The organism is Variovorax sp. GW821-FHT10D07 (genome assembly GCF_059415325.1).
The window spans coordinates 440304-464921 of the sequence record NZ_JBWKMZ010000003.1; the positions used below are offsets into that span (position 1 = coordinate 440304).

Here is a 24618-nt window from a genome sequence, read left to right on the forward strand (position 1 = left end):
CGTGGCTCAGATGTCGCGCAGCAGCTGCCGGAACTCGTCCACGTCCTCGAAGCTGCGATAGACCGAGGCGAAGCGCACGTAGGCCACCTTGTCGAGCTTCTTGAGTTCGCGCATCACGAGTTCGCCGACCTTGGTCGACTCGATTTCGCGCAGGCCGCTGGCGAGCAGCTTCTGTTCGATGCGCAGCAGCGCGTTGTCGATCTGCTCGATGCTCACCGGCCGCTTGCGCAGCGCCAGCATCATCGAGGCGCGGACCTTGGTCGAGTCGAAGTCGGCGCGGCTGCCGTCCTTCTTCACGACGACCGGGAAATTGACGTCGGGGCGCTCGTAGGTGGTGAAGCGCTTGTCGCAGGCACCGCACTGGCGGCGCCTGCGAACGAAGTCGGCGTCTTCCGAAACGCGGGTCTCGACGACCTGCGTTTCGAGATGACCGCAAAAAGGGCATTTCATGCGGTCAGGGCTTCTTCTTCGAGGTCAGCGGTAGACCGGGAAGCGGCTGGTCAGCGCGTGGACCTTGGCGCGCACGGCGTCGATGTTCGCGGCATCGCGCGGGTTCTCGAGCACGTCGGCGATCAGGTTCGCGGTGATGCGGGCCTCTTCGTCTTTGAAGCCGCGCGTGGTCATGGCCGGCGTGCCGACACGCACGCCGCTGGTCACCATCGGCTTCTCGGGGTCGTTGGGGATCGCGTTCTTGTTGATGGTCATGTGGGCGCTGCCCAGCACGGCCTCAGCTTCCTTGCCGGTGATGCCCTTGGCGCGCAGGTCGACCAGCATCACGTGGCTTTCGGTGCGTCCGCTCACGATGCGCAGGCCGCGCTGCGTGAGCGTTTCGGCCACGATCTGGGCGTTCTTGACCACCTGTTGCTGGTAGGCCTTGAACTCGGGCGACAGCGCTTCCTTGAAGGCCACCGCCTTGGCGGCGATCACGTGCATCAGCGGGCCGCCTTGCAGGCCCGGGAAGATCGCGCTGTTGATCGCCTTCTCGTGCTGCGACTTCATCAGGATGATGCCGCCGCGCGGGCCGCGCAGGCTCTTGTGGGTGGTCGAGGTCACGATGTCGGCGTGCGGCACCGGGTTCGGGTAGACGCCCGCGGCCACCAGGCCGGCGTAGTGGGCGATGTCGACCATGAAGATCGCGCCGACGTCCTTGGCCACCTTGGCGAAGCGCTCGAAATCGATGCGCAGCGAGTAGGCCGAGGCGCCCGCGATGATCAGCTTGGGCTGGTGCTCGTGCGCCTTGCGTTCCATCGCGTCGTAGTCGATGGCTTCGTTGGCGTCCAGGCCGTAGCTCACCACGTTGAACCACTTGCCGCTCATGTTGAGCGGCATGCCGTGGGTCAGGTGGCCGCCTTCGGCCAGGCTCATGCCCATGATGGTGTCGCCGGGCTTCAGGAAGGCCAGCAGCACGGCCTCGTTGGCCGAGGCGCCGCAATGGGGCTGCACGTTGGCCGCCTCGGCGCCGAAGATCTGCTTCACGCGGTCGATGGCCAGCTGCTCGGCCACGTCGACGTGCTCGCAGCCGCCGTAGTAGCGCTTGCCCGGGTAGCCCTCGGCGTACTTGTTGGTGAGCTGCGAGCCTTGCGCGGCCATGACGGCCGGCGAGGCGTAGTTCTCGCTCGCGATCAGCTCGATGTGGTGTTCCTGGCGCGCGTTTTCGGCCTGGATGGCAGCCCAGATTTCGGGATCGGTCTGTTCGACCAGGATGTTGCGTTGGTACATGGCAGTCCTTTGAAGACGAGGTCCTTGTTCTTCAACCAAACAAGGGCTGCCCAGGCGAACGGCTGATCGCCTGCGCGTCTGGAGCGACGTCGCAGGCGGTACGCTTCCCAGTGGTAGTCCACGTCAGCGCGGGTGCCTTGTCGGCACCGCGCCTATCGCCAGTCGCGTACCCGGTCGAGTGTAGCGGATCGGACCGGCCCGGCGGCGGGCGAAAGGAGATTCAGGACACGGCCGACAGCAGCGCCACCTTGGGCGGCGTGGGGCCGTTGGCCGGCTCGGTCGCCTCGTCGGGCTTGGCCGGGGCCACCACCGGCAGGAGCAGCGGCTGCGGGCGCAGCACCGGCGGCGTCGGCGCGAACGGCGAGGGCGCGCGGCCGCTGGCCACCTGCAGCAGGCGCTCGCGCTCGGCCATCACCTTGCCGGCATAGCCACCGTCGTCCTCGAGGTTGGCCGCGCCCACGTAGTAGCGCAGGCCGCCTTCGAGCGAACCGGCGCGGGCGATGCATTCCTGCAGCACCTTCACGCCGACCCGCATGTTGGTCACGGGGTCGAAGGCGGTCAGCGTGCCGCCGGCCGGCTCGTACTTGTCGCCATGCACGCGGGTCATGACCTGCATCAGCCCCTGCGCGCCGACCTGGCTCTGCGCGAACGGGTTGAAGCTGGACTCGACCGCCATGATCGCGAGGATCAGCGTCGGATCGAGCTTGGTGTGCTTGCCGATGTTGTAGGCCTCGGCCACGAGCACGCTCAGCGGCTCGGCCGCGACGCGGTACTTCTTGCTGAGCCAGTAGGCCACGGCGGCCTGCTGCTTGGGCAGGTCGCCGGGGCTCGCGGCCGTCGTGCGCTCGATCGCGGTCGGCTCGAGGTCGGTGGCTTCGGGCGCGGGTTTGCGCGACTGCAGCCAGCCCATGAGCTGTTCTTCGCCTTGATGGCGCAGGTCGGGCCGCGCCACGAGGGCGAGGACCGCGAACACGATGGCCAGGCCCAGCAGGGCGAAACCGTTGTGCGTGATTTCAAAAAAGCCGTCTGCCACATCGGACACGAAGGTCCTCAGCCCGCGGGCCGTGGCATCAAACGCCTTGTTCATCGCTCTTCCTTTCTGTGCGGCACCTGTCGCAGCGCCGGGAAGGGCGATGGGATGGAGGCAGCGGCGCTTGGATTGGTACCAATCAGATTCCGCGCTCAGGGGGATAAGGTGCGCGGCCGTCTGATCAAGCCGGGGGGAGTCGGCAGCGGATACAGGGTGGTTCCGTCGCGTCGGGCGATCGGAGCAGGCGGGATTCTATCGTTGCTAAATACCCGGTCAAGCATAAGGAATTCAGTCTTAATTCTTAAAAGTGTCGAACAAATGTTTCAAATCCGTGTCCGGGACCGCATCCTTCTTAAGGGAAATCCCTTGAAAAATCGGGTTTGAAAAGCCGGGAAGGGGCGCCTAAGCTGAACAGGCCTGAGGTTTTCAGGTGCTTTCCGAAGCCAGGCAGTCACGGTGCAAGCCGAGGGCTCGAACGGCGGAGGATCCACGGCGGCAATCTCTTGCTGCCAGCACGACAGGAACCATCGACTTCCGGTCGAGCGAAACGATGGCAATGGGTCGTATGCCCGCCATCAAGCCCGGTGACATGACATTCGTCGCGTCACCGGGCTTTCTTGTTTCTGGCTTGCCGCCTGTTTGGGGCACACTCGCGCGAATGAATGCTGCCGCCTCGATACAAAGCTTAAGAAAGAACAAATGGGTGCGACGCGGGATCGTTGCACTGCTCGTGCTTCTGGGCCTTTGGGTCCTGGCCTGGCTGGCGGTGCCGCCGATCGCCAAGAGCCAGCTGCAGAAGATCGCGAGCGAGAAGCTGGGTCGTCAGGTCACGGTGGAGCGCATCGGCTTCAAGCCCTGGACCCTCGAGCTCACGCTCAACAACCTGCGCATCGCCACCGCCGACGGCAAGAACACCCAGGTCGCCGTGCGGCGCATCTATGCCGATGCCGAGCTGCAGTCGTTGTTCCGGCTCGCGCCCGTGATCGATGCGGTGACGGTGGAAGCGCCGGCCATCCTGCTGACCCACCAAGCCGACGGCAAGTACGACATCGACGACATCCTGGCCAAGCTGGCCTCCGGCCCGCCGCCCGATCCCAAGGCCGAGCCCGCGCGCTTCGCCATCTACAACATCGCGATCACCGAGGGCGCGGTCGACTTCGACGACCAGACCGTCAAGCGCCGCCATGAGCTGCGCGACTTCGTGCTCAAGGTGCCGTTCCTCAGCAACCTGGCCTCGCAGCGCGAGGTCAACACCGAGCCCAAGCTGGCCTTCGCGCTCAACGGCAGCAAGTTCGACTCGGCCGCGCTGACCACGCCCTTCGCCGCCAGCCGCAAGACCGACGCCCACGTGCAGTTCAAGGGGCTCGACCTCGCGCCGTACCTGGGCTACATCCCGGGCGGCCTGCCGGTGCAGCTGCAGGCCGGCAGCCTCGACGCCGACCTCAAGATCGACTTCCAGCAGGCCACCACGGTCGGCCTCAAGGTCACCGGCACGGTCGAGGCGCATGGCGCCAAGCTGGCCGATGCGCGCGGGCGCGACCTGCTGGCCTTCGACTCGCTCAAGCTCGCGCTGGCCGACGTGCGGCCGCTCGAATCGGTGTTCCACCTCAGCGAGGTCGCGCTGGCGAGCCCGCAACTGGTGGTGGCGCGCGATGCCTCGGGCCAGCTCAATCTGATGGCGCGCGATCCGGCCACGGGCCAGACCGAGAAGGTGGTCGCGGCCAAGCCGCCGGCACCGCCCGCTTCATCTGCCAGTGCCGCCAGCGGCGCCGCGGGCGCGGCGGCACCCAAGCCCACGCTCAAGGTTCAGGTCGACAAGGTCGCCCTCAGCGGCGGGCGCATCGGCTGGCGCGACGAGACCGTGCAGCCCGGCGCGGCGATCGACGTCACCGAACTCGGCATCGACGTCACGGCCCTCACCTGGCCGATGGAGAAGCCGGCCCAGTTCAGCGGCAGCACCGCGGTCGGCGGCGCCACGCTCAAGTTCAAGGGCAGCGGCACCGACAAGGCGGCCGACGTGCAGACCGAGGTCGACGCGCTGCCGCTCTCGCTGGCCGCGCCCTACCTGGCCCACAGCCTGGAACCCACGCTCGACGGCAAGCTCAGCGGCGAGATCGACGTCGCCTGGGCACCGCCGGACCTGCGCTTCAAGGCCAAACGGGTGGCGGCCGACAACCTGGCGCTGACCCAGGCCAAGACCGCGCTCGCGAGCGTCGGCCGCTTCGAGTTGCGCGATACCGAGGTCGACATGGTGAAGCACACGCTGGCCGTGGGCTCGTTCACCGCCACCAATCCCAAGGTCAGCATCGAGCGCGACAGCGAGAAGCGCTGGATGTTCGAGCGCTGGCTCAAGACGCCGGCCGCCGCGGGCGGCAAGCCCGAAGCCGAGGCCAAGGTGGCCGCGCCCAAGCCAGCCGGCAGCGGCCCCGAATCGGCACCGCCGGGCGCCAACACCAAGCCCTGGGCGCTGACCGTCGGCACGTTCGCGGTCGACAACGGCAGCCTCTCGTACGCCGACAAGGCCAGCGCCACGCCGGTCGCGGTCGAGATCACGGCCTTCAAGCTCAATGCCGAGAAGCTCGCGCCCGAGACCGCCACCAAGTCGCCGCTGCAGGTGTCGGGTCGCATCGGCTCGGGCCGCCGCGCCGATCCGGGCCGCTTCGACTACAAGGGCCACATCGTGCTCAAGCCGCTGGCCGCCGAAGGCCGGCTCGAGGTGGCCTCGTTCCCGGCCCATGCCTTCAAGGCCTACTACGCCGACGCGCTCAACGTCGACATCCGCCGGGCCTTCGTCAGCTACCGCGGCAGCGTGAACTACGCGACCGCCCCGGCGGGCATGACCGTCAAGCTGGCGGGCGACACCGCGCTCGACGACTTCCGCGCCAACAGCGTGTCGCTGACCCAGTCGCCGGGTTTCGACCGCAACAACAACCAGTTGCTGAGCTGGAAGACGCTGAGCCTGCGCGGCCTGCAGGTGGGTCTGGCGCCCAATGCGGCGCCCACCGTCGACGTGCGCGAGACCACGTTGACCGACTTCTTCGCCCGGGTGATCGTCGATCCGAACGGCCAGCTCAACCTGCTGAGCCTGACCAAGAAGGGCGAAGCCGAGGCCAACGCGGCCACGGCCGCGGCCGTCGAAACCCGTTCGCGCCGCAGCCTGGGCGGCACGACCACCACCACGCGCGGACCGGAGCGGCCCGCGGGTGGCGCGCCGGTGCCGGCCGAGCTGATGGTCGGCGGCGCCTCCGAACCGGCCAAGCCGGCCTCCGCGCCTGCCGCGGTGGCCCAGGCCGCGCCGGCCGCCGGCGGCCCGGCGCCGGTCATCAACTTCGGCCCGATGAGCCTGGTCAACGGCAAGATCGACTTCACCGACCTGTTCGTCAAGCCCAACTACTCGGCCGACCTCAGCGAGCTGACCGGCAAGCTCAGCTCCTTCTCGTCGAATCCGCCGAACGGGCAGGGCGGCCGGCCGGCGCTGGCCGAGCTCGAGCTGCGCGGCAAGGCGCAGCAGACCGCGGCGCTCGAGATCACCGGCAAGCTCAATCCGCTGGCCAAGCCGCTCGAGCTCGACATCACCGCGAAGATGCGCGACCTGGACCTCGCGCCGCTGTCGCCGTACTCGGTGCGCTACGCCGGCCACGGTATCGAGCGCGGCAAGATGAGCATGGACGTCAACTACAAGATCGCGCCCGACGGCCAGCTCACCGCCACCAACAAGCTGGTGCTCAACCAGTTGCAGTTCGGCGAGGAGGTCGCCGGCGCGCCCAACAGCCTGCCGGTCAAGCTCGCGGTGGCGCTGCTGGCCGACCGCAACGGCGTGATCGACGTCGACCTGCCGCTGCGTGGCTCGCTCAACGACCCGCAGTTCAGCATCGGGCCGCTGATCTTCAAGGCGGTGGTCAACCTGATCGTGAAGGCCGTGACCGCGCCGTTCAGCCTGCTGACCGGCGGCCTGGGCGGCGGCGGCAGCAGCGAGTCGAGCACCATCACCTTCGAGCCCGGCAGCTCCGAGCTGAGCGTCTCGTCCAAGGAAAGCCTCGACAAGGTCGTGAAGGCACTGGCCGAGCGGCCGACGCTCGAGATGACCGTGATCGGCACCGCCAGCCTCGAGAAGGAGCGCGATGCCTACCAGCGCCAGCGCCTGCGCCAGATGACCTTGGCCGAGAAGCGCCGTGCCGTGGTGCGCGGCGGCCAGGCCGGCACCGACGTGCCGCCGGTCACCGACGCCGAGTACCCCGAGCTGCTGACCGCCGTCTACAAGCGCGCCGACATCACCAAGCCGCGCAACATGGTCGGCCTGGCCAAGGACCTGCCGCTCAAGGAGATGGAGAACCTGCTGCTCGCGAGCGTGCCGGTCGACGAGGAGTCGATGCGCCAGTTGGCGGTGGCGCGCGGCGCCGCCGTGCGCGACTATCTGCTGTCGCAGAAGCTCACGAGCGAGCGCCTGTTCCTCGGCGCGGTGCGCACCACGGCCAGCGGCGACGACTGGAAGCCGGGCGCCGAGCTCAAGCTCGCGATGCGCTGAGCATCGAAAGGGGCGCCGCGCGGCGCCCCTTGGTTTTTCACGGGGCACTGCTATATATGCAGGCACCGTTTCCCCCTGCGGCGCGACCGATCCAGGCGTCGTTTCGCCGCATCGCCGGGCCGCGCCGCAAGGTGGATTTCGACGGCGCGCGGCAAGTGGGTCAAAATGGCGGTCTGCGCCGGCCTCTGCCGGCGCCTTCGCTTTCTCTCTTCAGACAACGATCTCGCGCACGTGACCTCTAATTCTTCCAAGCCACACGACCTTCAGGCCCTCGATTCGCTGACCGGCGGCGCCTTCACCGCGCCGACCTCGGGCGAGCGTGCCTCGCGCATCCGCGACTGGCTCGCGAGCAACCCGGCACCCGAGCAGATGCAGGAAGTCTTCAAGGAGTTGAGCGGCCGCGACAAGGGTGCCGCCCGCCTGCTGCGCGAGAAACTCGACGAGCTCAAGCGCGCCAAGGGGCAGGAGGCCATCGCCGCCGAATGGGCCCAGAAGGCCGAGGGGCTGCTGGGCCAGTCCAAGCTCAACATCGCCGACGCGCTCGCCTGGCAGCGCGATGCCGCCAAGGCCGGCGCGCCGCTGTCGCGCGAGCCGCTGGCCGGCTTCAAGGTGCGGCTGGCCGAGCGCATCAAGGGCATCGAGGACCTGCAGCACCGCGCCCAGGTCCACCGCGAGGCCGCCGTGCTGCTGGCGCAGCGCTTCGAGGTGCTGTCCACCAAGGGCTGGCAGGACGCCCAGGTCGCCGAGGAATCGCTGCGCACCGACGTCACCCACTGGCAGCAACAGGCCGCCGACATCGTCGCCGACGCCAACTGGACCAGCCTCGACGCCAAGTTCGCGCCGCAGCTCGAGTCGTCGAAAGCACAGCTGCTCGTCGTGTCCGACGCCTTCCACAGCGCGCTGGCGCAGGCCATTGCCGCCGCCGCCGATGCCGCCGCGCCGCTGCCGCCGGTGCCCGTCTGGGCCGACGAACTGCGTGCCGCGCGCGGCGAGGCCGTCGCGCCCAAGGCCGCGGCACCCGCGCGTCCGCCGGCCCCCAAGGTCGATCCCGCGGTGCGCGCCGCCGCGCAGGATGCCGTGCAGGCCGCGCTGGCCAAGCTCGAACAGGAAACCGCCGAGGGCCATGGCAAGGCCAGCGCCGGCGCCGCCGCCGCGCTGCGCGCGGTGCTGAAGGAACACGGCAAGCTGGTCGAGGCCCCGCTCGAGGCGCGCGTGCATGCCGCGCTGGTCGCGGCTGGCGAACTCGAAGGCTGGCAGCGCTGGAGCGCCGACAAGGTCCGTGAAGACCTCGTGGCCAAGGCCGAAGGCCTGCTCAAGCGCCCCGAAGGCCAGGCGCTGGGTGGCCGCAAGATGCAGGAAACCCTGCGCGCGCTGCGCGACCAGTGGAAGCAGGCCGACCAGGGCGGCGTGCCCAACCACGCGCTGTGGAAGCGTTTCGACGAGGCCTGCAACGAGGCCCACAAGGTGGTCGAGGCCTGGCTCGAGAAGGTGCGTGCCGACGCGGCCGAACACCGCGCGCTGCGCGTGGCCCTGATCGAGGAGGTCAAGGCCTGGGCCGCCGAGCATGCGGGCGCCACCGACCTGAAGGCGCACAACCGCGCGCTGCACCAGTTCGCCGACCGCTGGCGCGATGCCGGCCACGTGGGCGAGAAGGTGTTCGCCGAGCTGCAGCCGCAGTGGAACGAAGCCTTCGGTGCCGCCCGCGCGCCGTTCGAGACCGCGCAGAAGGCCAGCATCGAACGCCGCCAGGCCATGATCGCCGAGGCCACCGAGCTGGGCGCCCAGCCCGTGCTGCGCATCGATGCCGTCAAGGCGCTGCAGCAGCGCTGGCAGGCCGAGGCGCAGGGCGTGCCGCTCGACCGCCGTCAGGAACAGAAGCTCTGGGACGCGTTCCGCGCGCCCATCGACGAAGCCTTCAACCGTAAGTCGGCCGAACGCGAGAAGGCCTCGGCCGCGATGAGCGACCGCGACCGCCATGTGCTCAATGCCTCGAAGGCGCTCGACGCGGCCAATGCCAGCGGCGACGCGCAGAAGATCCGCAGCGCCATCGCCCAGCTCGAAGGCGCGCTGCGCGGCGAGGTGCCGCCTCCGGCGCCGGCGCCGCAGCGCGCGGCATCGGGCGACGGCCCCTCGGTCGGTGCAACCGAGGTGTCGGGACCGGACCAGGCCGCCGCCGAATTCGGCGAGAGCGCCGAGCAGGCGCCGTCGCCCAGCGATGCCGAGGCTTCGCCCGCGGCCGTGCCGGCCCATGAATCCGCCGCCACGCCCGACCTCGTGGCACCGGCCGATGGCGCCGACGCCTCGGCGCGCGCCGACAGCGAAGCGCACGATGCCGGCGAAGCCGCCGCTGCCGAACCCCCGGCACCGGCCGCGCCGCCGAAGCCCGCGCCCCGTCCGGTGGTGGCCGTGCGCGGCGACGACCGTCCGGGCAACCGCAAGTCCGAACCCGCGGCACCCGCGGCCCGCGGCGGCGGCCGCTTCGGCGACCGGCGCGGACCCGGCGGTCCCGGCGGCCCTGGCCGTCCGGGCGGCGACCGCGGTGGTCCGCGTCCCGATGGCCGCGGCGATCGCGGTGGCGACCGTGGCGCACCGGGCGGCCGCTTCGGCGACTACCCGCCGCGCGAGGACCGCGGTCCTCGCCTGGGCGACACCGCCTTCCGCGCCCAGCGCGAGGCGCTCGAGCGCGCCGACATGGCGCTGCGCAAGCTGGCGGCACAGGCCCATGGCGAAGCCCTGACCCAGGTGCTCGGCGCCTGGGAGCAGCGCGATGCCGCACGCCTGCCGAGCGTGCAGGAGCTTGGCCGCGCGGTCACTCCCGCGGTGCGCAGCAGCTGGTCGCAGGCGATCGGTGCTTCGCCGGCCGCGCGGGCCGACGAGGCCGCCGAAGCGCTGCTGCGCCTCGAAATGGCCGCCGAGGTGCCCACGCCCGCCGAGCAGCTCGAGGCGCGCCGTGCGCTGCAGCTCAAGCTGCTGACCAAGCGCGGCGATCCGGCGCCGGCCCAGACCTGGGGCCAGGACGCCGGCAAAGTGCTGGCGGCGGCGCACGACGCGACCAGCGCGCGCCGCCTGCAGAACGCGCTGAAGGCGCTGCTGCGCAAGTAAGAGACCGACGCGCCGCCGCGGGCCCGAGCGCCCGTGGCGAGCCCGGCATTCCTCGGGCCGCCTCGTGCGGCCCCTCCTTTTTTCGACTTCCGACGATCGCCGCATGGCTCCCACACCCGACGTTTCCCCCGTACTGATCGCCGGTGGCGGCATCGGCGGCCTTTCGCTCGCGCTGACCCTGCACCAGATCGGTGTGCCCTGTCGTGTGTTCGAGGCGGTGCCCGCGCTGCAACCGCTGGGCGTGGGCATCAACCTGCAGCCCAACGCAGTGCGCGAGCTGCACGAGCTCGGCATCGGCAACGACGTGCTCGACCGCATCGGCATCCAGGCGCGCGAATGGGCGCTGGTCGGGCGCAACGGCAACGAGGTCTATGCCGAGCCGCGCGGCCTGCGCGCGGGCTACCGCTGGCCGCAGTACTCGCTGCATCGCGGCGAGCTGCAGATGCTGCTGTACCGCACGGCGCTCGAGCGGCTCGGGCCCGATGCCATCCAGCTCGGCCAGCGGGTCGCGGGCTACCGCAACGGCGAGCACGGCGTCACCGCATTGATCGAGTCGCGCGACGGCCAACGCAGCGAGGTCGAGGGCCGCCTGCTGGTGGCGGCCGACGGCCTGCATTCGGCCGTGCGCGCGCAGATGCATCCGCAGCAGCCGCCGATCCAGTGGGGCGGCGCCATCATGTGGCGCGGCACCACGCCGGGCGTGCCGGTGCGCAGCGGTGCGTCCTTTGTCGGCGTTGGCTCGCTGCGGCACCGCGTGGTGCTCTATCCGATCTCGCCGGCCGATCCCGCCACGGGCCTGGCCACCATCAACTGGATCGCCGAGATCACGGTCGACAACGCCGAGGGCTGGACGCAGGGCGACTGGAACCGGCGCGTCGAACTGAGCGACTTCGCCCACCACTTCGAGGGCTGGGACTTCGGCTGGCTCGACGTGCCCTCGATGCTGCGCGGCGCGAAGGAGGTCTTCGAATACCCGATGATCGACCGCGACCCGGTGTCGACCTGGGTCGACGGCCATGTCGCGCTGCTCGGCGATGCCGCGCACGTCATGTACCCGGTGGGCTCCAACGGCGCGAGCCAGGCCATCGTCGATGCGCGCGTGCTCGGCGCTTCCATGCTCTCGCACGGCGTGACGCCGGCGGCGCTGCGCGCCTACGACGAGCGTCTGTGCGCCGACATCTCGGCGCTGGTGCTGCGCAACCGCGGTGCCGGGCCGTTCGGCCTGCTGGGCCTGGTCGACGAGCGCTGCGGCGGCGTGTTCGACGACATCGAGCAGGTCATTCCGGCGGCGGAGCGCGAGGCCTACATGGCGCGCTACAAGGCCGCGGCCGGCTTCGCGATCGAGACCCTCAACGCGGCGCCGTCGACGATCGCGCCGGGCGCGCGGGTCGTCGTCTAGCTTCTGCTCGGCGACGGGCCGAAGAAACGGTCGAAGAGTTCGAGCACGCCCGGAAAATCGCGCCCGAAGTTCGCGCGGTTCACGAAGTAGGCCTCGCAGGCCACCGCGAAGAATTCGCCGATCGAGGTCGCGCCATAGTCGTCGAGCCAGGGCGGCTCGGCGCCGAAGCGCTCGGCCATGATGGTCTGCTCGCGGAAGGCCTCGTAGGCGGGCTGCAGCACACCGAGCCAGGCCGCGCGGGCCTCGCGCGCAGTGCGGCTGCCCGCGAAGCCCGGCGGCAGCGGCGGGCAGCCATCGGCATCGCCACCGCGCATGTCGATCTTGTGGGCGAATTCGTGGATCACGACGTTGTAGCCGCCCTCGCTGGTGACGCCGCTGGCCAGCACGTCCTGCCAGCTCAGCATCACCGGGCCATGGTCCATGGCTTCGCCGGCCACCACTTCCTCGTACTCGTGGACCACCGAGGCCTCGTCGACCACCTTGCGCTGGGCGACCACCTCGGAGGGATGCACCACGATGCCGACGAAATCGTCGTACCAGACCAGGCCGCCGCGCAGGTGCAGCACCGGCAGCACGGCCTGCGCCGCGATCGCGAGCGCGACCTCGTCGGTGATGACGAAGCCCTGGGCGCCATGGAACTGCTTGTCGCGCAGGAACTGCGCCGTGAGCGCGCGCAGCCGCTCGACGTCGGCGGCCGGGCGCTCGGCCAGGAAGGCATAGCGCGCGAGCGTGGCCCGCCAGGCGGCTTCGGGAATCGGGGGCAGGGCGCGCGGATGGCGCAGGCGGCGCAGCCAGTCGAGCATGCGTCGGCAACCCCTAGCGCAGATCGACGCGCTGGGCGCCCGCGGGAGACAGGCACAGCAGCTGCGCGCGCGGCGGATGCGCGGCGGCATCCCAGTCGCTGAGCACGAGACGGCGCAGGCCGCCGCCGAGGTCGTGGTCGGCGGGGCGGTGCGTGTGGCCGTGGATCAGCGTGCGTGCATTGGCGCGCGCGAGCCAGTCGCGCGCGGCATCGGCATCGACATCGGCCCAGACCACCGAGGGATCGCGCTTGCGGTCCTCGCTCTGCACCCGCATCGCACGTGCGAGGGCGCGGCGCTCGGCGAGCGGGCGCGCGAGAAAGGCCGATTGCCATTCGGGCGTGCGCACCTGGGCGCGGAAGCGCAGGTAGTCGGTGTCGTCCAGGCACAGCGCGTCGCCATGGCTCAGCAGCCAGCGTTCGCCGTGCAGCACCAGCACCGTGGGATCGTCGAGCAGCGTGAGGCCACTCCGGGCGGCGAGCGCGGCGCCGACGAGGAAGTCGCGGTTGCCGTGCATGAAGAACACCGGCAGCCGCGCGGCCGTGTGGCGCAGCAGCTCGGCGCACTGGGCCTCGAAGCCCGGCTCGGCGGCCGCGTCGTCGCCGACCCAGACTTCGAACAGGTCGCCGAGGATCACCAGCGCGTCGGCCGGCGTGGTCTCGAGATAGCCGCGCCAGGCCTCGAAGGTGGCGGGCTCGCCGGCCTGCAGGTGCAGGTCGGAGATCAGGTCGACGGTGCGCCATGCGGCAGGCGCCACCAGTTCCGCGAAGGCCGCGGGAGGCGTGGCTGCCGTGTTCATGCCGCCGTCGGCCGTGCCGTCATTCGCCGACGACGACGGCCTTCTCGATCACGACGTCCTCGAGCGGCACGTCGTCATGGAAGCCCTTGCGGCCGGTCTTCACGGCCTTGATCTTGTCGACCACCTCGGTGCCCTTGACCACCTTGCCGAACACGGCGTAGCCCCAGCCCTGGGCCGAGGGCGCGGTGTGGTTGAGGAAGCCGTTGTCGGCCACGTTGATGAAGAACTGCGCGGTGGCCGAGTGCGGCGCGCTGGTGCGGGCCATGGCGACGGTGTAGACATCGTTCTTGAGGCCGTTGTTGGCTTCGTTCTCGATCTCGGCGCCGGTGGGCTTCTGCTTCATGCCGGGTTCGAAACCGCCGCCTTGCACCATGAAGCCGGGGATCACGCGGTGGAACACCGTGTTGTCGTAGTGGCCCTTCTTCACGTACTCGATGAAGTTGGCGGCCGACTTCGGCGCCTTCGCGGCGTCGAGTTCGAGCGTGATGACGCCGAGGTTCTGGATATGCAGGTCGACTTGGGGATTGCTCATGCTGATGCTCCTTGAAAGGGGTGGATGCCTGGCGGGGCCGGCTTACTTCGCCAGGGTGGCGGACTGGATCACGACGGGCGTGACCGGCACGTTCTGCATGCCGTTCTTGTTGCCGGTGGCGACGCCGCGGATCTTGTCGACCACGTCGGTGCCCGCCACCACCTTGCCGAACACCGTATAGCCGTAGCCGTCGGGGTTGGGGGCGTTGAGCGAGTCGTTGTTCTTCACGTTGATGAAGAACTGCGAGGTGGCCGAGTTCGGGTTGCCGGTGCGCGCCATGGCGATCGTGTACTTGTCGTTCTTCAGGCCGTTGCTCGCCTCGAGCGGGATCGGCGCGCGCGTGGGCTTCTGCTGCAGGTCGGCCGTGAAGCCGCCGCCCTGGATCATGAAGCCGTCGATCACGCGGTGGAAGACGGTGCCGTCGTAGTGCTTGTCCTTGACGTACTGCAGGAAGTTCTCGACCGTCTTCGGCGCCTTGGCCGCATCGAGCTCGACCACGATGTCGCCGGCCGAGGTCGCGAGCTTCACGCGCTGCTGCGCCTGGGCATGGGCCGTGGCGGCGATGGCGAGGGTGGCCGCGAGCACGAGGGCGCCGCGGCGGCTGAAACGGGAGAGGGCTTGGATCGTCAAGGAAGAGCTCCGTGTCCGAGGGATGAAAAGGATGAAGGCTGGCCGTGAGAGCGCGAGCCTGCGGCAAACGTTCCGGCGTGCGGCTGCGCGGGTGCGTGCGAGCGGCTGGCTTTCGCCGCCTACTTGCTGGTGCGACCCACCGGCTTGCGCACCACGGGCGCGGCGCCGGGCAGTGCGGCCGCGTCGGCCTCGGTCTTCGGCGTGAAGATCTGGCGGATCAGTTCCAGCTTCGGCGCGACGCTGGTGTTGGTGGTCGCGAAGCGCTGCGCCTTGGTGTAGGACTGAGCAGCCAGGCGCGCATACACGTCGCCGAGGTTTTCCTCGGCCGTGGCGTAGTTGGGGTTGAGCTTGAGCGCGGTCTCGAGCGCATCGCGCGCCTTGTCGAACTGGCTCTGCGAGGCATAGAGCGCCGCGAGGTTGTTGTAGGGCTCCGGCAGTTCGGGGAAGTCCTGCGTGAGCTGGGTGAAGGTCTTGACGGCCTCGTCCTTCTTGCCCTGCTCGGTGAGGATCACGCCGCGCAGGAAGCGCATCTGCGGATCGCGCGGCTTGCCGGCGATGTAGGTGTCGGCCTTGGCCAGCGCCTCGTTCGATTTGCCCTGGCGCAGCAGCAGGTTGACGTCGTCGTAGTCGTTGGCCTGGGCCGCGGAGGCCCACAGGCCGAACAGCAGGGCGATGGCGATCGAAAGTCTGGGAAACACGGCGTTCTTCATGAAGCCTCTGCAAAAGTGCGGCACGAATGCTGCGGAATTGGGGGCGGGGTGGAGCCGGGTCGGGAGCAAGCCTTGCGCTGCGCAAGGGCTCGAAAACACCCGGAAGAAGACTCGGCGGCAGCCGTTTATACTGCCCGGCATTGTAGCCGAGGGGCCCTGTCCAGCCGCCTCGTCGCCACAGCCCCATCACCCCTGAAAACACCGTCGTTCGCCCGCATCGCACGAGCGCGACACGACGCTTTCCGAATCTCATGAGTCTGCGCATCTACAACACGCTTTCGCGTGAACTGGAGGAGTTCTCCCCTTTGCGGCCCGGTCAGGTGCGCATGTACGTCTGCGGCATGACGGTCTACGACTTCTGCCACCTGGGCCATGCGCGCTCGATGATCGCCTTCGACGTGGTCCAGCGCTGGCTCAAGACCAGCGGCTTCGCCGTGACCTACGTGCGCAACATCACCGACATCGACGACAAGATCATCCGCCGCGCGGTCGAGAACGGCGAGAGCATCCGCGCGCTGACCGACCGCATGATCGATGCGCTGCACGAGGACGCCGATGCGCTTGGCATCGAGCGCCCCACGCACGAGCCGCGCGCCACCGAATTCATTCCGCAGATGCTGTCGATGATCGGCACGCTCGAGCAGAAGGGCCTGGCCTACCGCGCGCCCAACGGCGACGTGAACTACGCGGTGCGCAAGTTCCCCGGCTACGGCAAGCTCAGCGGCAAGTCGCTCGACGAGCTGCATGCGGGCGAGCGCGTGGCCGTGCTCGACGGCAAGGACGATCCGCTCGACCCGGTGCTCTGGAAGAGCGCCAAGCCCAGCGAGCCCGACGAGGTGAAGTGGGCCAGCGAGTTCGGCCCCGGCAGGCCGGGCTGGCACATCGAATGCTCGGCCATGGCCTGCGACCTGCTGGGCGAACGCTTCGACATCCACGGCGGCGGCGCCGACCTGCAGTTCCCGCACCACGAGAACGAGATCGCGCAATCCGAAGGCGCGACAGGCCAGGCGCCGTTCGCGCGCACCTGGATGCACAACGGCTTCATCAACGTCGACGACGAGAAGATGTCCAAGAGCCTGGGCAACTTCTTCCTGATCCGCGACGTGCTCAAGAAGTACGACGCCGAGACCATCCGCTTCTTCGTCGCGCGCACGCACTACCGCAGCCCGCTGAACTACAGCAACGTGCATCTCGACGATGCGCGCAATTCGCTCAAGCGTCTCTACACCGCGCTCGACGCGGTGGCGCCAGCGAGCGTGGCGATCGACTGGACGCAGCCGCACGCGGCGCGCTTCAAGGCCGCGATGGACGAGGACTTCGGCACGCCCGAGGCGATCGCCGTGCTGTTCGAACTCGCTGGCGAGGTCAACCGCACGCGCTCGGCCGAGAGCGCGGGCCTGCTCAAGGCGCTGGGCGGCGTGCTCGGCCTGCTGCAGGACAGCCCCCAGGCCTTCCTGCAGGCGGGCAGCGCGCTCGACGACGCGGCCATCCAGGTGCTGATCGCACAGCGTGCCGATGCCAAGGCCGCGAAGAACTTCGCCGAGGCCGACCGCATCCGCAAGGAGCTGCTCGACCAGGGCATCGTGCTCAAGGACTCGCCCACCGGCACCACCTGGGCCGTTGCCCAGTGAACGGAACGACCAATCCCATGCCCACCCTGCCCAAGACGAGCGTCGAGATCATCACGCCGGACTATTGGGAGGAGGCCTGCAGGCACCTGTCCAAGAAGGACCGCGTGATGAAGCGGTTGATTCCGCAGTTCGGCGACGCCTGCCTCGAATCGCATGGCGACGCCTTCGTCACGCTGGCGCGCAGCATCGTCGGGCAGCAGATCTCGGTGAAGGCCGCGCAATCGGTCTGGGACCGCTTCGCCGCGCTGCCGCGCAAGCTCACGCCGCGCAACGTGCTCAAGCTCAAGGTCGACGACATGCGCGCGGCCGGCCTGTCGGTGCGCAAGATCGACTACCTGGTCGACCTGGCGCTGCACTTCGACTCGGGCAAGGTGCACGTCGATGCCTGGAACGACATGGCCGACGAGCTCATCATTGACGAGCTCGTCGCCATCCGCGGCATCGGCCGCTGGACCGCCGAGATGTTCCTGATCTTCCACCTGATGCGGCCCAACGTGCTGCCCGTGGACGACCTGGGGTTGCTCAACGGCATCAGCGTCAACTATTTTTCGGGGGATCCGGTCAGCCGCAGCGATGCCCGCGACGTGGCCGTGGCCTGGGCCCCGTATTGCAGCGTGGCGACTTGGTATATTTGGCGCTCTCTCGACCCGGCGCCGGTCGTCGCATACTGAAAAACAGGAGAAGACGTTGGCGAAACGAACCTTCCTAGACTTCGAGCAACCCATCGCGGAACTCGAAACCAAGATCGAAGAATTGCGCTATGTGCAGACCGAATCCGCGGTCGACATCTCGGAAGAAATCGATCAGCTCGGCAAAAAGAGCCAGCAGCTCACCAAGGACATCTACAGCGACCTGACGCCCTGGCAGATCACCAAGATCGCACGGCATCCGGAACGCCCCTACACGCTCGACTACGTCCACGAGATCTTCACCGACTTCGTCGAACTGCACGGCGACCGCCATTTCTCCGACGACCTCTCGATCGTCGGCGGCCTCGCGCGCTTCAACGGCACGCCCTGCATGGTGCTCGGCCACCAGAAGGGCCGCGACACCAAGGAGCGCACCGCGCGCAACTTCGGCATGAGCAAGCCCGAGGGCTACCGCAAGGCGTTGCGCCTCATGAAGACGGCCGAGAAGTTCAAGCTACCGGTCTTCACCTTCGTCGACACGCCCGGTGCCTATCCCGGCATCGACGCCGAGGAGCGCGGACAGTCCGAGGCCATCGGCCGCAACATCTTCGAGATGGCGCAGCTCGAGGTGCCGATCATCGTGACCATCATCGGCGAGGGCGGCTCCGGCGGCGCGCTGGCGATCTCGGTCGGCGACCAGGTGCTGATGCTGCAGTACTCCGTGTATTCGGTGATCAGCCCCGAAGGCTGCGCATCGATCCTCTGGAAGACCAGCGAGAAGGCGCAGGAAGCCGCCGACGCGCTCGGCATCACCGCGCACCGCCTCAAGGCCCTGGGCCTGGTCGACAAGATCGTGAGCGAGCCGGTGGGCGGCGCGCACCGCGACCATCGCCAGATGGCCGCCTTCCTCAAGCGCGCGCTCAACGATGCGTTCCGCCAGGTCAGCGACCTGAAGCCGCGCGAACTGCTCGACCGCCGCTACGAGCGCCTGCAAAGCTACGGCCGCTTCACCGACACCAAGGCCGACGCCGGCCGCTGAGCCGGCCGCGGCACCGCCATGACCGCCGCCTTCGAACGGGCCATGGCCGCGTTCGAGCCGGCGCATCTGCCGCTGGTCGTGGGCTTCAGCGGCGGCGCCGATTCCACCGCACTGCTGGCGGCCTGCGCCGCGCGCTGGCCGGGTCAGGTGCGTGCCTTGCACGTGCATCACGGCCTGCAGTCGGCGGCCGACGATTTCGAACGCCATTGCCGCGCGGTCTGCGAGCGGCTCGGCGTGCCCGTGAGCGTGCGGCGCGTCGATGCGCGCCATGCGTCCGGCGACAGCCCCGAGGATGCGGCGCGGCGCGCGCGCTACGAAGCGCTGGCAGCAATGGCGCGCGAGGAGGGCGTGCGCGCCATCGTGCTTGGCCATCACGCCGACGATCAGATCGAAACCTTGCTGCTGGCCCTGTCGCGCGGCGCGGGGCTGCCGGGTCTTTCGGCCATGCCAGCGCATGCGCTGCGCGGCGGCATCGACTTCCACCGGCCGCTGCTCGCGGTGCCGGGCAGCGAGATCCGCGCATGGCTCGCGGCCACCGGGCTGCCCTGGATCGAGGACCCGACCAACACCGACGCGCGCTTCACGCGCAACCGCATCCGTGCCGTGCTGCTGCCCGCGCTGGCCGAAGCCTTCCCGCAATTCCGCGGCACCTTCGCGCGCAGCGCCGGCCATGCGGCGCAGGCGCAGCAACTGCTCGACGAGGTCGCGGCGCAGGACCTCGAGGCCGCCGGCGAGCCGCCGCGGATCGCCGCGCTGCAGGCGCTGTCGCGCGCACGCCAGGCCAATCTGCTGCGTCACTGGCTCGCGCGCACGCATGGCCGCGCACCGAGCGCGGCGCAGCTCGATCAGCTGCTCGACCAGGTCCGCGCCTGCACCACGCGCGGCCACCGGATCCGCCTCAAGGTGGCCGACGGTTTCGCCGAACGCAGGGGGGATCGGCTGCATTGGTACAATGCCCCGCCCTCGCCAGCAGCCTCGCGCTGACAGCCTGCGGGGCGCCGCCTTCGCCGCATGCGCCGCATATGGTTGAAGCGCGGGATTTTTCTTCTCTCAGAATTCACCCATGGCATTGATCGTTCACAAATACGGCGGCACGTCGATGGGCTCGACCGAGCGCATCCGCAATGTCGCCAAGCGCGTCGCCAAGTGGGCGCGCGCCGGCCACCAGATGATCGTGGTCCCGAGTGCCATGAGCGGCGAAACCAATCGCCTGCTCGGCCTGGCGAAAGAGCTCGCACCCAGCAAACCGGCCGAGGCGCACAACCGCGAACTCGACATGCTCGCCTCCACCGGCGAGCAGGCCTCGTCGGCGCTGCTGGCCATCGCGCTGCAGGCCGAGGGCGTGGAGGCCGTGAGCTACGCAGGCTGGCAGGTGTCGGTGCGCACCGACAGCTCCTACACCAAGGCCCGCATCGAGAGCATCGACGACGCCCGCGTGCGCGCCGACCTCGCGGTCGGCCGCGTGGTCGTCATCACCGGCTTCCAGGGCGTGGACGATGCCGGCAACATCACGACGCTGGGCCGCGGCGGCAGCGACACCTCGGCGGTGGCGATCGCGGCCGCGATGAAGGCCAACGAGTGCCTGATCTACACCGACGTCGACGGCGTCTACACCACCGACCCGCGCGTCGAGCCCGATGCGCGCCGCCTCTCGACCGTGAGCTTCGAGGAGATGCTCGAGATGGCGAGCCTGGGCTCCAAGGTGCTGCAGATCCGCTCGGTGGAATTCGCCGGCAAGTACAAGGTGCCGCTGCGCGTGCTGTCCAGCTTCACGCCCTGGGACATCGACATCAATGAAGAGGCCAAGTCCGGCACGCTGATCACTTTCGAGGAAGACGAAAACATGGAACAAGCCGTCGTATCCGGCATCGCTTTCAACCGCGACGAAGCCAAGATCTCGGTGCTCGGCGTGCCCGACAAGCCGGGCATCGCGTATCACATCCTCGGTGCGGTGGCCGACGCCAACATCGAAGTCGACGTGATCATCCAGAACCTCAGCAAGGACGGCAAGACCGACTTCAGCTTCACGGTGCACCGCAACGAGTACGCGCGCACCGTCGACCTGCTGCAGGCCAAGGTCATGCCCTCGCTGGGCGCGACCGAGATCGTCGGCGACACCAAGATCTGCAAGGTCAGCATCGTGGGCATCGGCATGCGCAGCCACGTGGGCGTGGCGAGCAAGATGTTCCGCGTGCTGAGCGAAGAGGGCATCAACATCCAGATGATTTCGACCAGCGAGATCAAGACCTCGGTCGTGATCGACGAAAAATATATGGAGTTGGCGGTGCGCGCGTTGCACAAAGCCTTCGATCTGGACCAACCAGCCGCCTGAGTGATGGCATAATCTCGGCTTCTTTCAGGAACTGTGACCGAGTGGCCGAAGGTGCTCCCCTGCTAAGGGAGTATGGGGTGTAGAGCCTCATCGAGGGTTCGAATCCCTCCGGTTCCGCCAAGACCCGTGCCGAGGATGAAAGTCCAAGGACGGAAAAGCCCAGAAGCATCGCTGCTTCTGGGCTTTTTTCTTGGCCGCTCGGAATGCGCTCTGGGTGGCGCTTCCTTCTTTTCGTTCCTTCGCGGCCTGACAGCACGGCAGCGGTATCGCACCGCCGCCCGATCGTTTCTCGCCTATTGCCCGAGCGCCGACAGCGGTGCAGCGGGCATGGCGGGCAGCACCGCCGGCATGCTGTCCACCAGCCGCACTTCCAGCGGATCGCAGGGCGCGCCATTCTGGCGGCCGTCGAAGCGCACGCGGATGTGCGAGTGGGTCGCGCCGGTGATGGTGCCCAGGCGTCCGTCGCAGAACACGCGGCTGCCGCGTTGGAACTGCAGGCCGAAACGATCGTTGATCTCCTTGAAGCTCATCAGTACCTCCTGTTGTCGATGGGCTGGAGCGATGGTCGGGCCGTTTAACAAACGTTGCCGTCAGTTACCTGATGTCTTCGGCTGTAGGCCGAATCGCGCACGTGACGAAGGTCAAAACCTTAGCGCCGGACTGCCAAGCCTTGTGAATCGAGCCGCTCCAGGGCGTGGAGTGGGCGCGATGGGGCTGTGAAAACGTGAACTGTGAATCCCCAAGCGTGTGTTATTCACAAACAGCCAGTGCAAAACGTAACCTGATTCTTCTCTGGCATGCGGGGAGGAATTAACTTACGTAACTCGTCACATAAAAAAGGTACAGGGAGTGACAAACACATTGCAGGACAGCTTCGCCTGTCGCGTCAGCATGCCCATCGCCACGGCCGAAGAGCGGTGTTTTCGTTATGTTCCGGCGGTCGCCATCTTTCGCCGGATTCCACACGAGACGCTCGACACCTGGTTGATGCCCAATGGAAAGGCCCGCGGCGACCGCGAGCTCGCGAGCGAGGTACTGATCGAGGTCAGGCACGCGGGCGACGACAGCGGCGCCACGCCGCAGCGTTTCGACCTGTCGGAGGTGCTCGACGTCGGTCGCGCCGCGTCGCTGTTCGTCTCGACCTTTCTCTCGAGCCTGCCGCGGCCCTGAGTCGGGGCCGTCGGTCACCCGCCGGCGGCCGAAGATCGGAACCTCCAGCGAAATCCGCCGGATTGCTAGCAAATCATTTCCGCTTTTGCGCGGGAAGCGTGACTTTGTTCCGGCGGGAATGTTAACTTTTGTTGTCGATTTCGGGCGTGCGTCCTAAGATTGGTCGCACATGCACGCCCCATCCCTCGTTCTCGAACTGCCGGACCACTGGACCGGCGCCTTCGAACCCACGATGAACGCCGACGGCTCCTGCGCCGGAGTGGCCGAGATCTTCCTGGACGGCGTCCCGCGCTGCGCCCTGGTGATTTCCGAGCAGCCGACCTGGGACATCGCCTTCCAGCGCGCCCAGTCCAAGGCCGTCCAGTTCGTGCGCGCCTGGACCTGCAGCGCCGACTGAGCCCGGCTCGGTCCCGGCGCCGCAGCGCTCAGCAGGTCACGCCGCCGTCGATGACCAGGCTCTGCCCGGTCATGAAGGCCCCCGCGCGCGAAGCCAGGAACACCGCCGCGCCCGCGATCTCGTCGGGCTCGCCGATGCGCCGCAGCGGCGTGCTCTCGGTGCGGCGGCGCAGGTTTTCGGGGTCATCCCAGAGCGCGCGCGCGAAGTCGGTCTTGATCAGGCCCGGCGCGATGCAGTTCACGCGCACGTTGTGCGGCCCGTACTCCACCGCGAGGTTGCGCGCGAGCTGGAAGTCGGCCGCCTTCGAGACGTTGTAGGCGCCGATCACGGGCGAGCCGCGCAGGCCGCCGATCGACGAGACGATGATGATCGAGCCTTCCTTGCGCTCGATCATCTGCGGCACCGCGAAGTTGATCAGCCAGTGGTTGGCGATCACGTTGTTCTCGAGGATCTTGCGGAACTGGTCGTCCTCGATGCCGGCCAGCGGGCCGTAGTAGGGGTTCGAGGCGGCATTGCACACCACGATGTCGACGCGCCCGAGCTGGCGCGTGGTCTCCTCGACCAGGTGGCGCAGCTCTTCCTTCGACGAGATGTTGGCCGGGATCGAGATCGCCGCGCCCGCGCCGTGCGCGGCGTTGATGGCGTCGCGCACCTCGGCGCAGGGCTCGGGCTTGCGCGACGAGATCACGACCTTCGCGCCGTGCTCGGCCAGGCGCTCGGCGATGGCGCGGCCGATGCCGCGCGAGGAACCGGTGACGATGGCCACCTTGCCGGCCAGCGAGAACAAGGACATGGTTTTGTGTCTCCTCGAAGTAGTTGTCAGTCCGCGTAGCGCCCGTACTCCATGCGCGCGATGGAGCGGTTGTGCACCTCGTCGGGTCCGTCGGCCAGCCGCATCGTGCGCATGCTGGCGTACTGCTTGGCCAGGCCGAAGTCGGTGGTGACGCCGGCCGCGCCATGGGCCTGGATCGCCATGTCGATGATGCGCAGCGCGGTGCGCGGCGCCGCCACCTTGATCATCGCGATCTCCAGCCGCGCCACCTTGTTGCCCACGCGGTCCATCAGGTCGGCCGCCTTGAGGCACAGCAGGCGCGTCATCTCGATGTCGATGCGGGCCTCGGCCACGCGCTGCTCCCACACCGACTGGTCGGCGATGCGCTTGCCGAAGGCGGTGCGCGACTGCAGCCGGCGCACCATCTTCTCGAGCGCCACCTCGGCGCTGCCGATGGAGCGCATGCAGTGGTGGATGCGCCCGGGCCCGAGCCGGCCCTGCGCGATCTCGAAGCCGCGGCCCTCGCCGAGCAGCAGGTTCGCCGCCGGCACGCGCACGTCGCGGAACACCACCTCGGCATGGGCGTGCGGCGCGTCGTCGAAGCCGAACACCGGCAGCATGCGCACGATCTCGATGCCGGGCGTGTCGAGCGGCACCAGGATCTGCGACTGCTGCGAATGGCGCGGTGCCTCGGGGTCGGTCTTGCCCATCACGATGGCGATCTCGCAGCGCGGATCGCCCACGCCCGAGGACCACCACTTGCGGCCGTTGATCACGTAGTGGTCGCCGTCGCGGCGGATCGAGGTCTCGATGTTGGTGGCGTCGGACGAGGCCACGTCGGGCTCGGTCATCAGGAAGGCCGAGCGGATCCGGCCTTCGAGCAGCGGCTGCAGCCAGCGCTTCTTGTGCTCGTCGCTGCCGTAGCGGATCAGCACCTCCATGTTGCCGGTGTCGGGCGCCGAGCAGTTGAAGACCTCGGAGGCGAAGCCGACCTTGCCCATCTCCTCGGCGCAGACGGCGTACTCGAGGTTGGTGAGGCCCGCGCCCTTGTAGGGGCTGTCGGAGGGCACCGAATCGAGCGGCAGGAACAGGTTCCACAGACCGGCCTCGCGCGCCTTGGCCTTGAGCTCCTCCACGATCGGCACGACCTGCCAGCGGTTCTCGCCGAAGCCCTGCATCTGCGCCATGTAGGTGGGCACGGCGGGGTGGACGTGCGCCTTCATGAACGCGATCACGCGATCGCGCCAGTGCACTTGCTTGTCGGACAGGGTGAAGTCCATGACGGTCTCCTCTTTCTTCGTTGGTCGGATCCGGCGCAAGCCGGGCCTGGCGACGATAGCAAGGGCGCCGTTTCAGTACAAACCGGTCATTCCAAAATGGTGGAACATAGGTGACTCGCATG

21 protein-coding genes, 1 tRNA gene and 1 riboswitch are annotated in these 24618 nt (G+C 68.5%); of the genes, 11 read left to right on the top strand and 11 right to left on the bottom strand.

The features are described 5' to 3' along the window. Positions 1–6 precede the first annotated feature (6 nt). The 3 genes from nrdR to AC07PU_RS12435 form a co-directional block, all read right to left on the bottom strand. On the bottom strand, positions 7–450 hold the full coding sequence (nrdR, locus tag AC07PU_RS12425) for a transcriptional regulator NrdR (protein ID WP_057594475.1): 444 nt from the start codon (positions 448–450) through the stop codon (positions 7–9). A 24-nt stretch (positions 451–474) separates the two neighbouring features. Continuing rightward, the gene (glyA, locus tag AC07PU_RS12430; RefSeq protein ID WP_093344314.1) at positions 475–1719 is read right to left on the bottom strand and encodes a serine hydroxymethyltransferase; all 1245 of its coding nucleotides are present in this window, start codon (positions 1717–1719) and stop codon (positions 475–477) included. Between the two features lie 41 nt (positions 1720–1760). Beyond that, positions 1761–1895, bottom strand: a riboswitch (ZMP/ZTP riboswitch). A gap of 44 nt (positions 1896–1939) precedes the next feature. Further along, positions 1940–2806 (bottom strand): lytic transglycosylase domain-containing protein, encoded by an 867-nt coding sequence (locus AC07PU_RS12435; protein ID WP_495317807.1) that lies wholly within the window; start codon positions 2804–2806, stop codon positions 1940–1942. A 601-nt stretch (positions 2807–3407) separates the two neighbouring features. Here AC07PU_RS12435 and AC07PU_RS12440 point away from each other — a divergent pair. From AC07PU_RS12440 to AC07PU_RS12450, 3 genes are all read left to right on the top strand, one after another. Further along, a complete protein-coding gene (locus AC07PU_RS12440; RefSeq protein WP_495318295.1) occupies positions 3408–7274 on the top strand; it encodes a DUF748 domain-containing protein in 3867 nt (1288 codons plus the stop codon). 231 nt (positions 7275–7505) lie between these two features. After that, a complete protein-coding gene (locus tag AC07PU_RS12445) occupies positions 7506–10376 on the top strand; it encodes a DUF349 domain-containing protein (RefSeq protein ID WP_495317809.1) in 2871 nt (956 codons plus the stop codon). A gap of 103 nt (positions 10377–10479) precedes the next feature. Beyond that, the gene (locus tag AC07PU_RS12450) at positions 10480–11775 is read left to right on the top strand and encodes a flavin-dependent oxidoreductase (RefSeq protein ID WP_495317811.1); all 1296 of its coding nucleotides are present in this window, start codon (positions 10480–10482) and stop codon (positions 11773–11775) included. Here AC07PU_RS12450 and AC07PU_RS12455 read toward each other — a convergent pair. The 5 genes from AC07PU_RS12455 to AC07PU_RS12475 all read right to left on the bottom strand — a co-directional run bounded on the left by AC07PU_RS12455 (position 11772) and on the right by AC07PU_RS12475 (position 15246). Continuing rightward, on the bottom strand, positions 11772–12578 hold the full coding sequence (locus AC07PU_RS12455; protein WP_495317813.1) for a M90 family metallopeptidase: 807 nt from the start codon (positions 12576–12578) through the stop codon (positions 11772–11774). The genes AC07PU_RS12450 and AC07PU_RS12455 overlap by 4 nt on opposite strands. 13 nt (positions 12579–12591) lie before the next feature. Continuing rightward, positions 12592–13374 (bottom strand): UDP-2,3-diacylglucosamine diphosphatase, encoded by a 783-nt coding sequence (locus AC07PU_RS12460; RefSeq protein ID WP_495317815.1) that lies wholly within the window; start codon positions 13372–13374, stop codon positions 12592–12594. A gap of 19 nt (positions 13375–13393) precedes the next feature. Further along, positions 13394–13906 (bottom strand): peptidylprolyl isomerase, encoded by a 513-nt coding sequence (locus tag AC07PU_RS12465; RefSeq protein ID WP_093344304.1) that lies wholly within the window; start codon positions 13904–13906, stop codon positions 13394–13396. 42 nt (positions 13907–13948) lie between these two features. Beyond that, a complete protein-coding gene (locus tag AC07PU_RS12470; protein ID WP_093344303.1) occupies positions 13949–14536 on the bottom strand; it encodes a peptidylprolyl isomerase in 588 nt (195 codons plus the stop codon). 119 nt (positions 14537–14655) lie between these two features. Next, positions 14656–15246 carry a tetratricopeptide repeat protein gene (locus tag AC07PU_RS12475; RefSeq protein WP_093344301.1) on the bottom strand — a complete coding sequence of 197 codons (591 nt, stop codon included), beginning with the start codon at positions 15244–15246 and terminating at the stop codon, positions 14656–14658. A gap of 251 nt (positions 15247–15497) precedes the next feature. Between AC07PU_RS12475 and cysS the strand changes: the two genes are divergently transcribed. From cysS to AC07PU_RS12505, 6 genes are all read left to right on the top strand, one after another. Further along, entirely contained in the window at positions 15498–16877 is a 1380-nt protein-coding gene (gene cysS, locus AC07PU_RS12480; RefSeq protein WP_296792976.1) for a cysteine--tRNA ligase, read from the top strand. 17 nt (positions 16878–16894) lie between these two features. Next, positions 16895–17548 carry a DNA-3-methyladenine glycosylase family protein gene (locus tag AC07PU_RS12485; RefSeq protein ID WP_093344298.1) on the top strand — a complete coding sequence of 218 codons (654 nt, stop codon included), beginning with the start codon at positions 16895–16897 and terminating at the stop codon, positions 17546–17548. Between the two features lie 16 nt (positions 17549–17564). Continuing rightward, a complete protein-coding gene (locus AC07PU_RS12490) occupies positions 17565–18545 on the top strand; it encodes an acetyl-CoA carboxylase carboxyltransferase subunit alpha (protein ID WP_093344296.1) in 981 nt (326 codons plus the stop codon). 18 nt (positions 18546–18563) lie between these two features. Continuing rightward, positions 18564–19529, top strand: a complete 966-nt coding sequence (tilS, locus tag AC07PU_RS12495; RefSeq protein ID WP_495317819.1) for a tRNA lysidine(34) synthetase TilS — start codon at positions 18564–18566, stop codon at positions 19527–19529. Positions 19530–19608: 79 nt separating this feature from the next. Then, entirely contained in the window at positions 19609–20877 is a 1269-nt protein-coding gene (locus AC07PU_RS12500) for an aspartate kinase (RefSeq protein ID WP_057594462.1), read from the top strand. A gap of 27 nt (positions 20878–20904) precedes the next feature. Further along, positions 20905–20997, top strand: a tRNA-Ser gene (locus tag AC07PU_RS12505). Positions 20998–21170: 173 nt separating this feature from the next. On the opposite strand, the gene AC07PU_RS12510 is transcribed toward AC07PU_RS12505, so the two are convergent. Further along, positions 21171–21407 (bottom strand): hypothetical protein, encoded by a 237-nt coding sequence (locus AC07PU_RS12510; RefSeq protein ID WP_093344293.1) that lies wholly within the window; start codon positions 21405–21407, stop codon positions 21171–21173. A gap of 331 nt (positions 21408–21738) precedes the next feature. Between AC07PU_RS12510 and AC07PU_RS12515 the strand changes: the two genes are divergently transcribed. Further along, the gene (locus AC07PU_RS12515; RefSeq protein WP_444814290.1) at positions 21739–22047 is read left to right on the top strand and encodes a hypothetical protein; all 309 of its coding nucleotides are present in this window, start codon (positions 21739–21741) and stop codon (positions 22045–22047) included. Between the two features lie 169 nt (positions 22048–22216). Next, positions 22217–22444 carry a hypothetical protein gene (locus AC07PU_RS12520; RefSeq protein ID WP_093344290.1) on the top strand — a complete coding sequence of 76 codons (228 nt, stop codon included), beginning with the start codon at positions 22217–22219 and terminating at the stop codon, positions 22442–22444. 28 nt (positions 22445–22472) lie between these two features. On the opposite strand, the gene AC07PU_RS12525 is transcribed toward AC07PU_RS12520, so the two are convergent. Together AC07PU_RS12525 and AC07PU_RS12530 are read right to left on the bottom strand one after the other, a co-directional pair. Further along, positions 22473–23237 carry an SDR family oxidoreductase gene (locus AC07PU_RS12525; RefSeq protein ID WP_495317822.1) on the bottom strand — a complete coding sequence of 255 codons (765 nt, stop codon included), beginning with the start codon at positions 23235–23237 and terminating at the stop codon, positions 22473–22475. A gap of 26 nt (positions 23238–23263) precedes the next feature. After that, complete coding sequence (locus AC07PU_RS12530) at positions 23264–24496, bottom strand: acyl-CoA dehydrogenase family protein (RefSeq protein ID WP_495317824.1); 1233 nt, start codon at positions 24494–24496, stop codon at positions 23264–23266. Positions 24497–24618 lie beyond the last annotated feature (122 nt).

Coding starts and splice junctions, on each gene's coding strand:
- nrdR (WP_057594475.1), bottom strand. CDS start 450: ATGAAATGCCCTTTTTGCGGTCATCTCGAAACGCAGGTCGTCGAGACC.
- glyA (WP_093344314.1), bottom strand. CDS start 1,719: ATGTACCAACGCAACATCCTGGTCGAACAGACCGATCCCGAAATCTGG.
- AC07PU_RS12435 (WP_495317807.1), bottom strand. CDS start 2,806: ATGAACAAGGCGTTTGATGCCACGGCCCGCGGGCTGAGGACCTTCGTG.
- AC07PU_RS12440 (WP_495318295.1), top strand. CDS start 3,408: ATGAATGCTGCCGCCTCGATACAAAGCTTAAGAAAGAACAAATGGGTG.
- AC07PU_RS12450 (WP_495317811.1), top strand. CDS start 10,480: ATGGCTCCCACACCCGACGTTTCCCCCGTACTGATCGCCGGTGGCGGC.
- AC07PU_RS12455 (WP_495317813.1), bottom strand. CDS start 12,578: ATGCTCGACTGGCTGCGCCGCCTGCGCCATCCGCGCGCCCTGCCCCCG.
- AC07PU_RS12460 (WP_495317815.1), bottom strand. CDS start 13,374: ATGAACACGGCAGCCACGCCTCCCGCGGCCTTCGCGGAACTGGTGGCG.
- AC07PU_RS12465 (WP_093344304.1), bottom strand. CDS start 13,906: ATGAGCAATCCCCAAGTCGACCTGCATATCCAGAACCTCGGCGTCATC.
- AC07PU_RS12475 (WP_093344301.1), bottom strand. CDS start 15,246: ATGAAGAACGCCGTGTTTCCCAGACTTTCGATCGCCATCGCCCTGCTG.
- cysS (WP_296792976.1), top strand. CDS start 15,498: ATGAGTCTGCGCATCTACAACACGCTTTCGCGTGAACTGGAGGAGTTC.
- AC07PU_RS12485 (WP_093344298.1), top strand. CDS start 16,895: ATGCCCACCCTGCCCAAGACGAGCGTCGAGATCATCACGCCGGACTAT.
- tilS (WP_495317819.1), top strand. CDS start 18,564: ATGACCGCCGCCTTCGAACGGGCCATGGCCGCGTTCGAGCCGGCGCAT.
- AC07PU_RS12500 (WP_057594462.1), top strand. CDS start 19,609: ATGGCATTGATCGTTCACAAATACGGCGGCACGTCGATGGGCTCGACC.
- AC07PU_RS12510 (WP_093344293.1), bottom strand. CDS start 21,407: ATGAGCTTCAAGGAGATCAACGATCGTTTCGGCCTGCAGTTCCAACGC.
- AC07PU_RS12520 (WP_093344290.1), top strand. CDS start 22,217: ATGCACGCCCCATCCCTCGTTCTCGAACTGCCGGACCACTGGACCGGC.
- AC07PU_RS12525 (WP_495317822.1), bottom strand. CDS start 23,237: ATGTCCTTGTTCTCGCTGGCCGGCAAGGTGGCCATCGTCACCGGTTCC.
- AC07PU_RS12530 (WP_495317824.1), bottom strand. CDS start 24,496: ATGGACTTCACCCTGTCCGACAAGCAAGTGCACTGGCGCGATCGCGTG.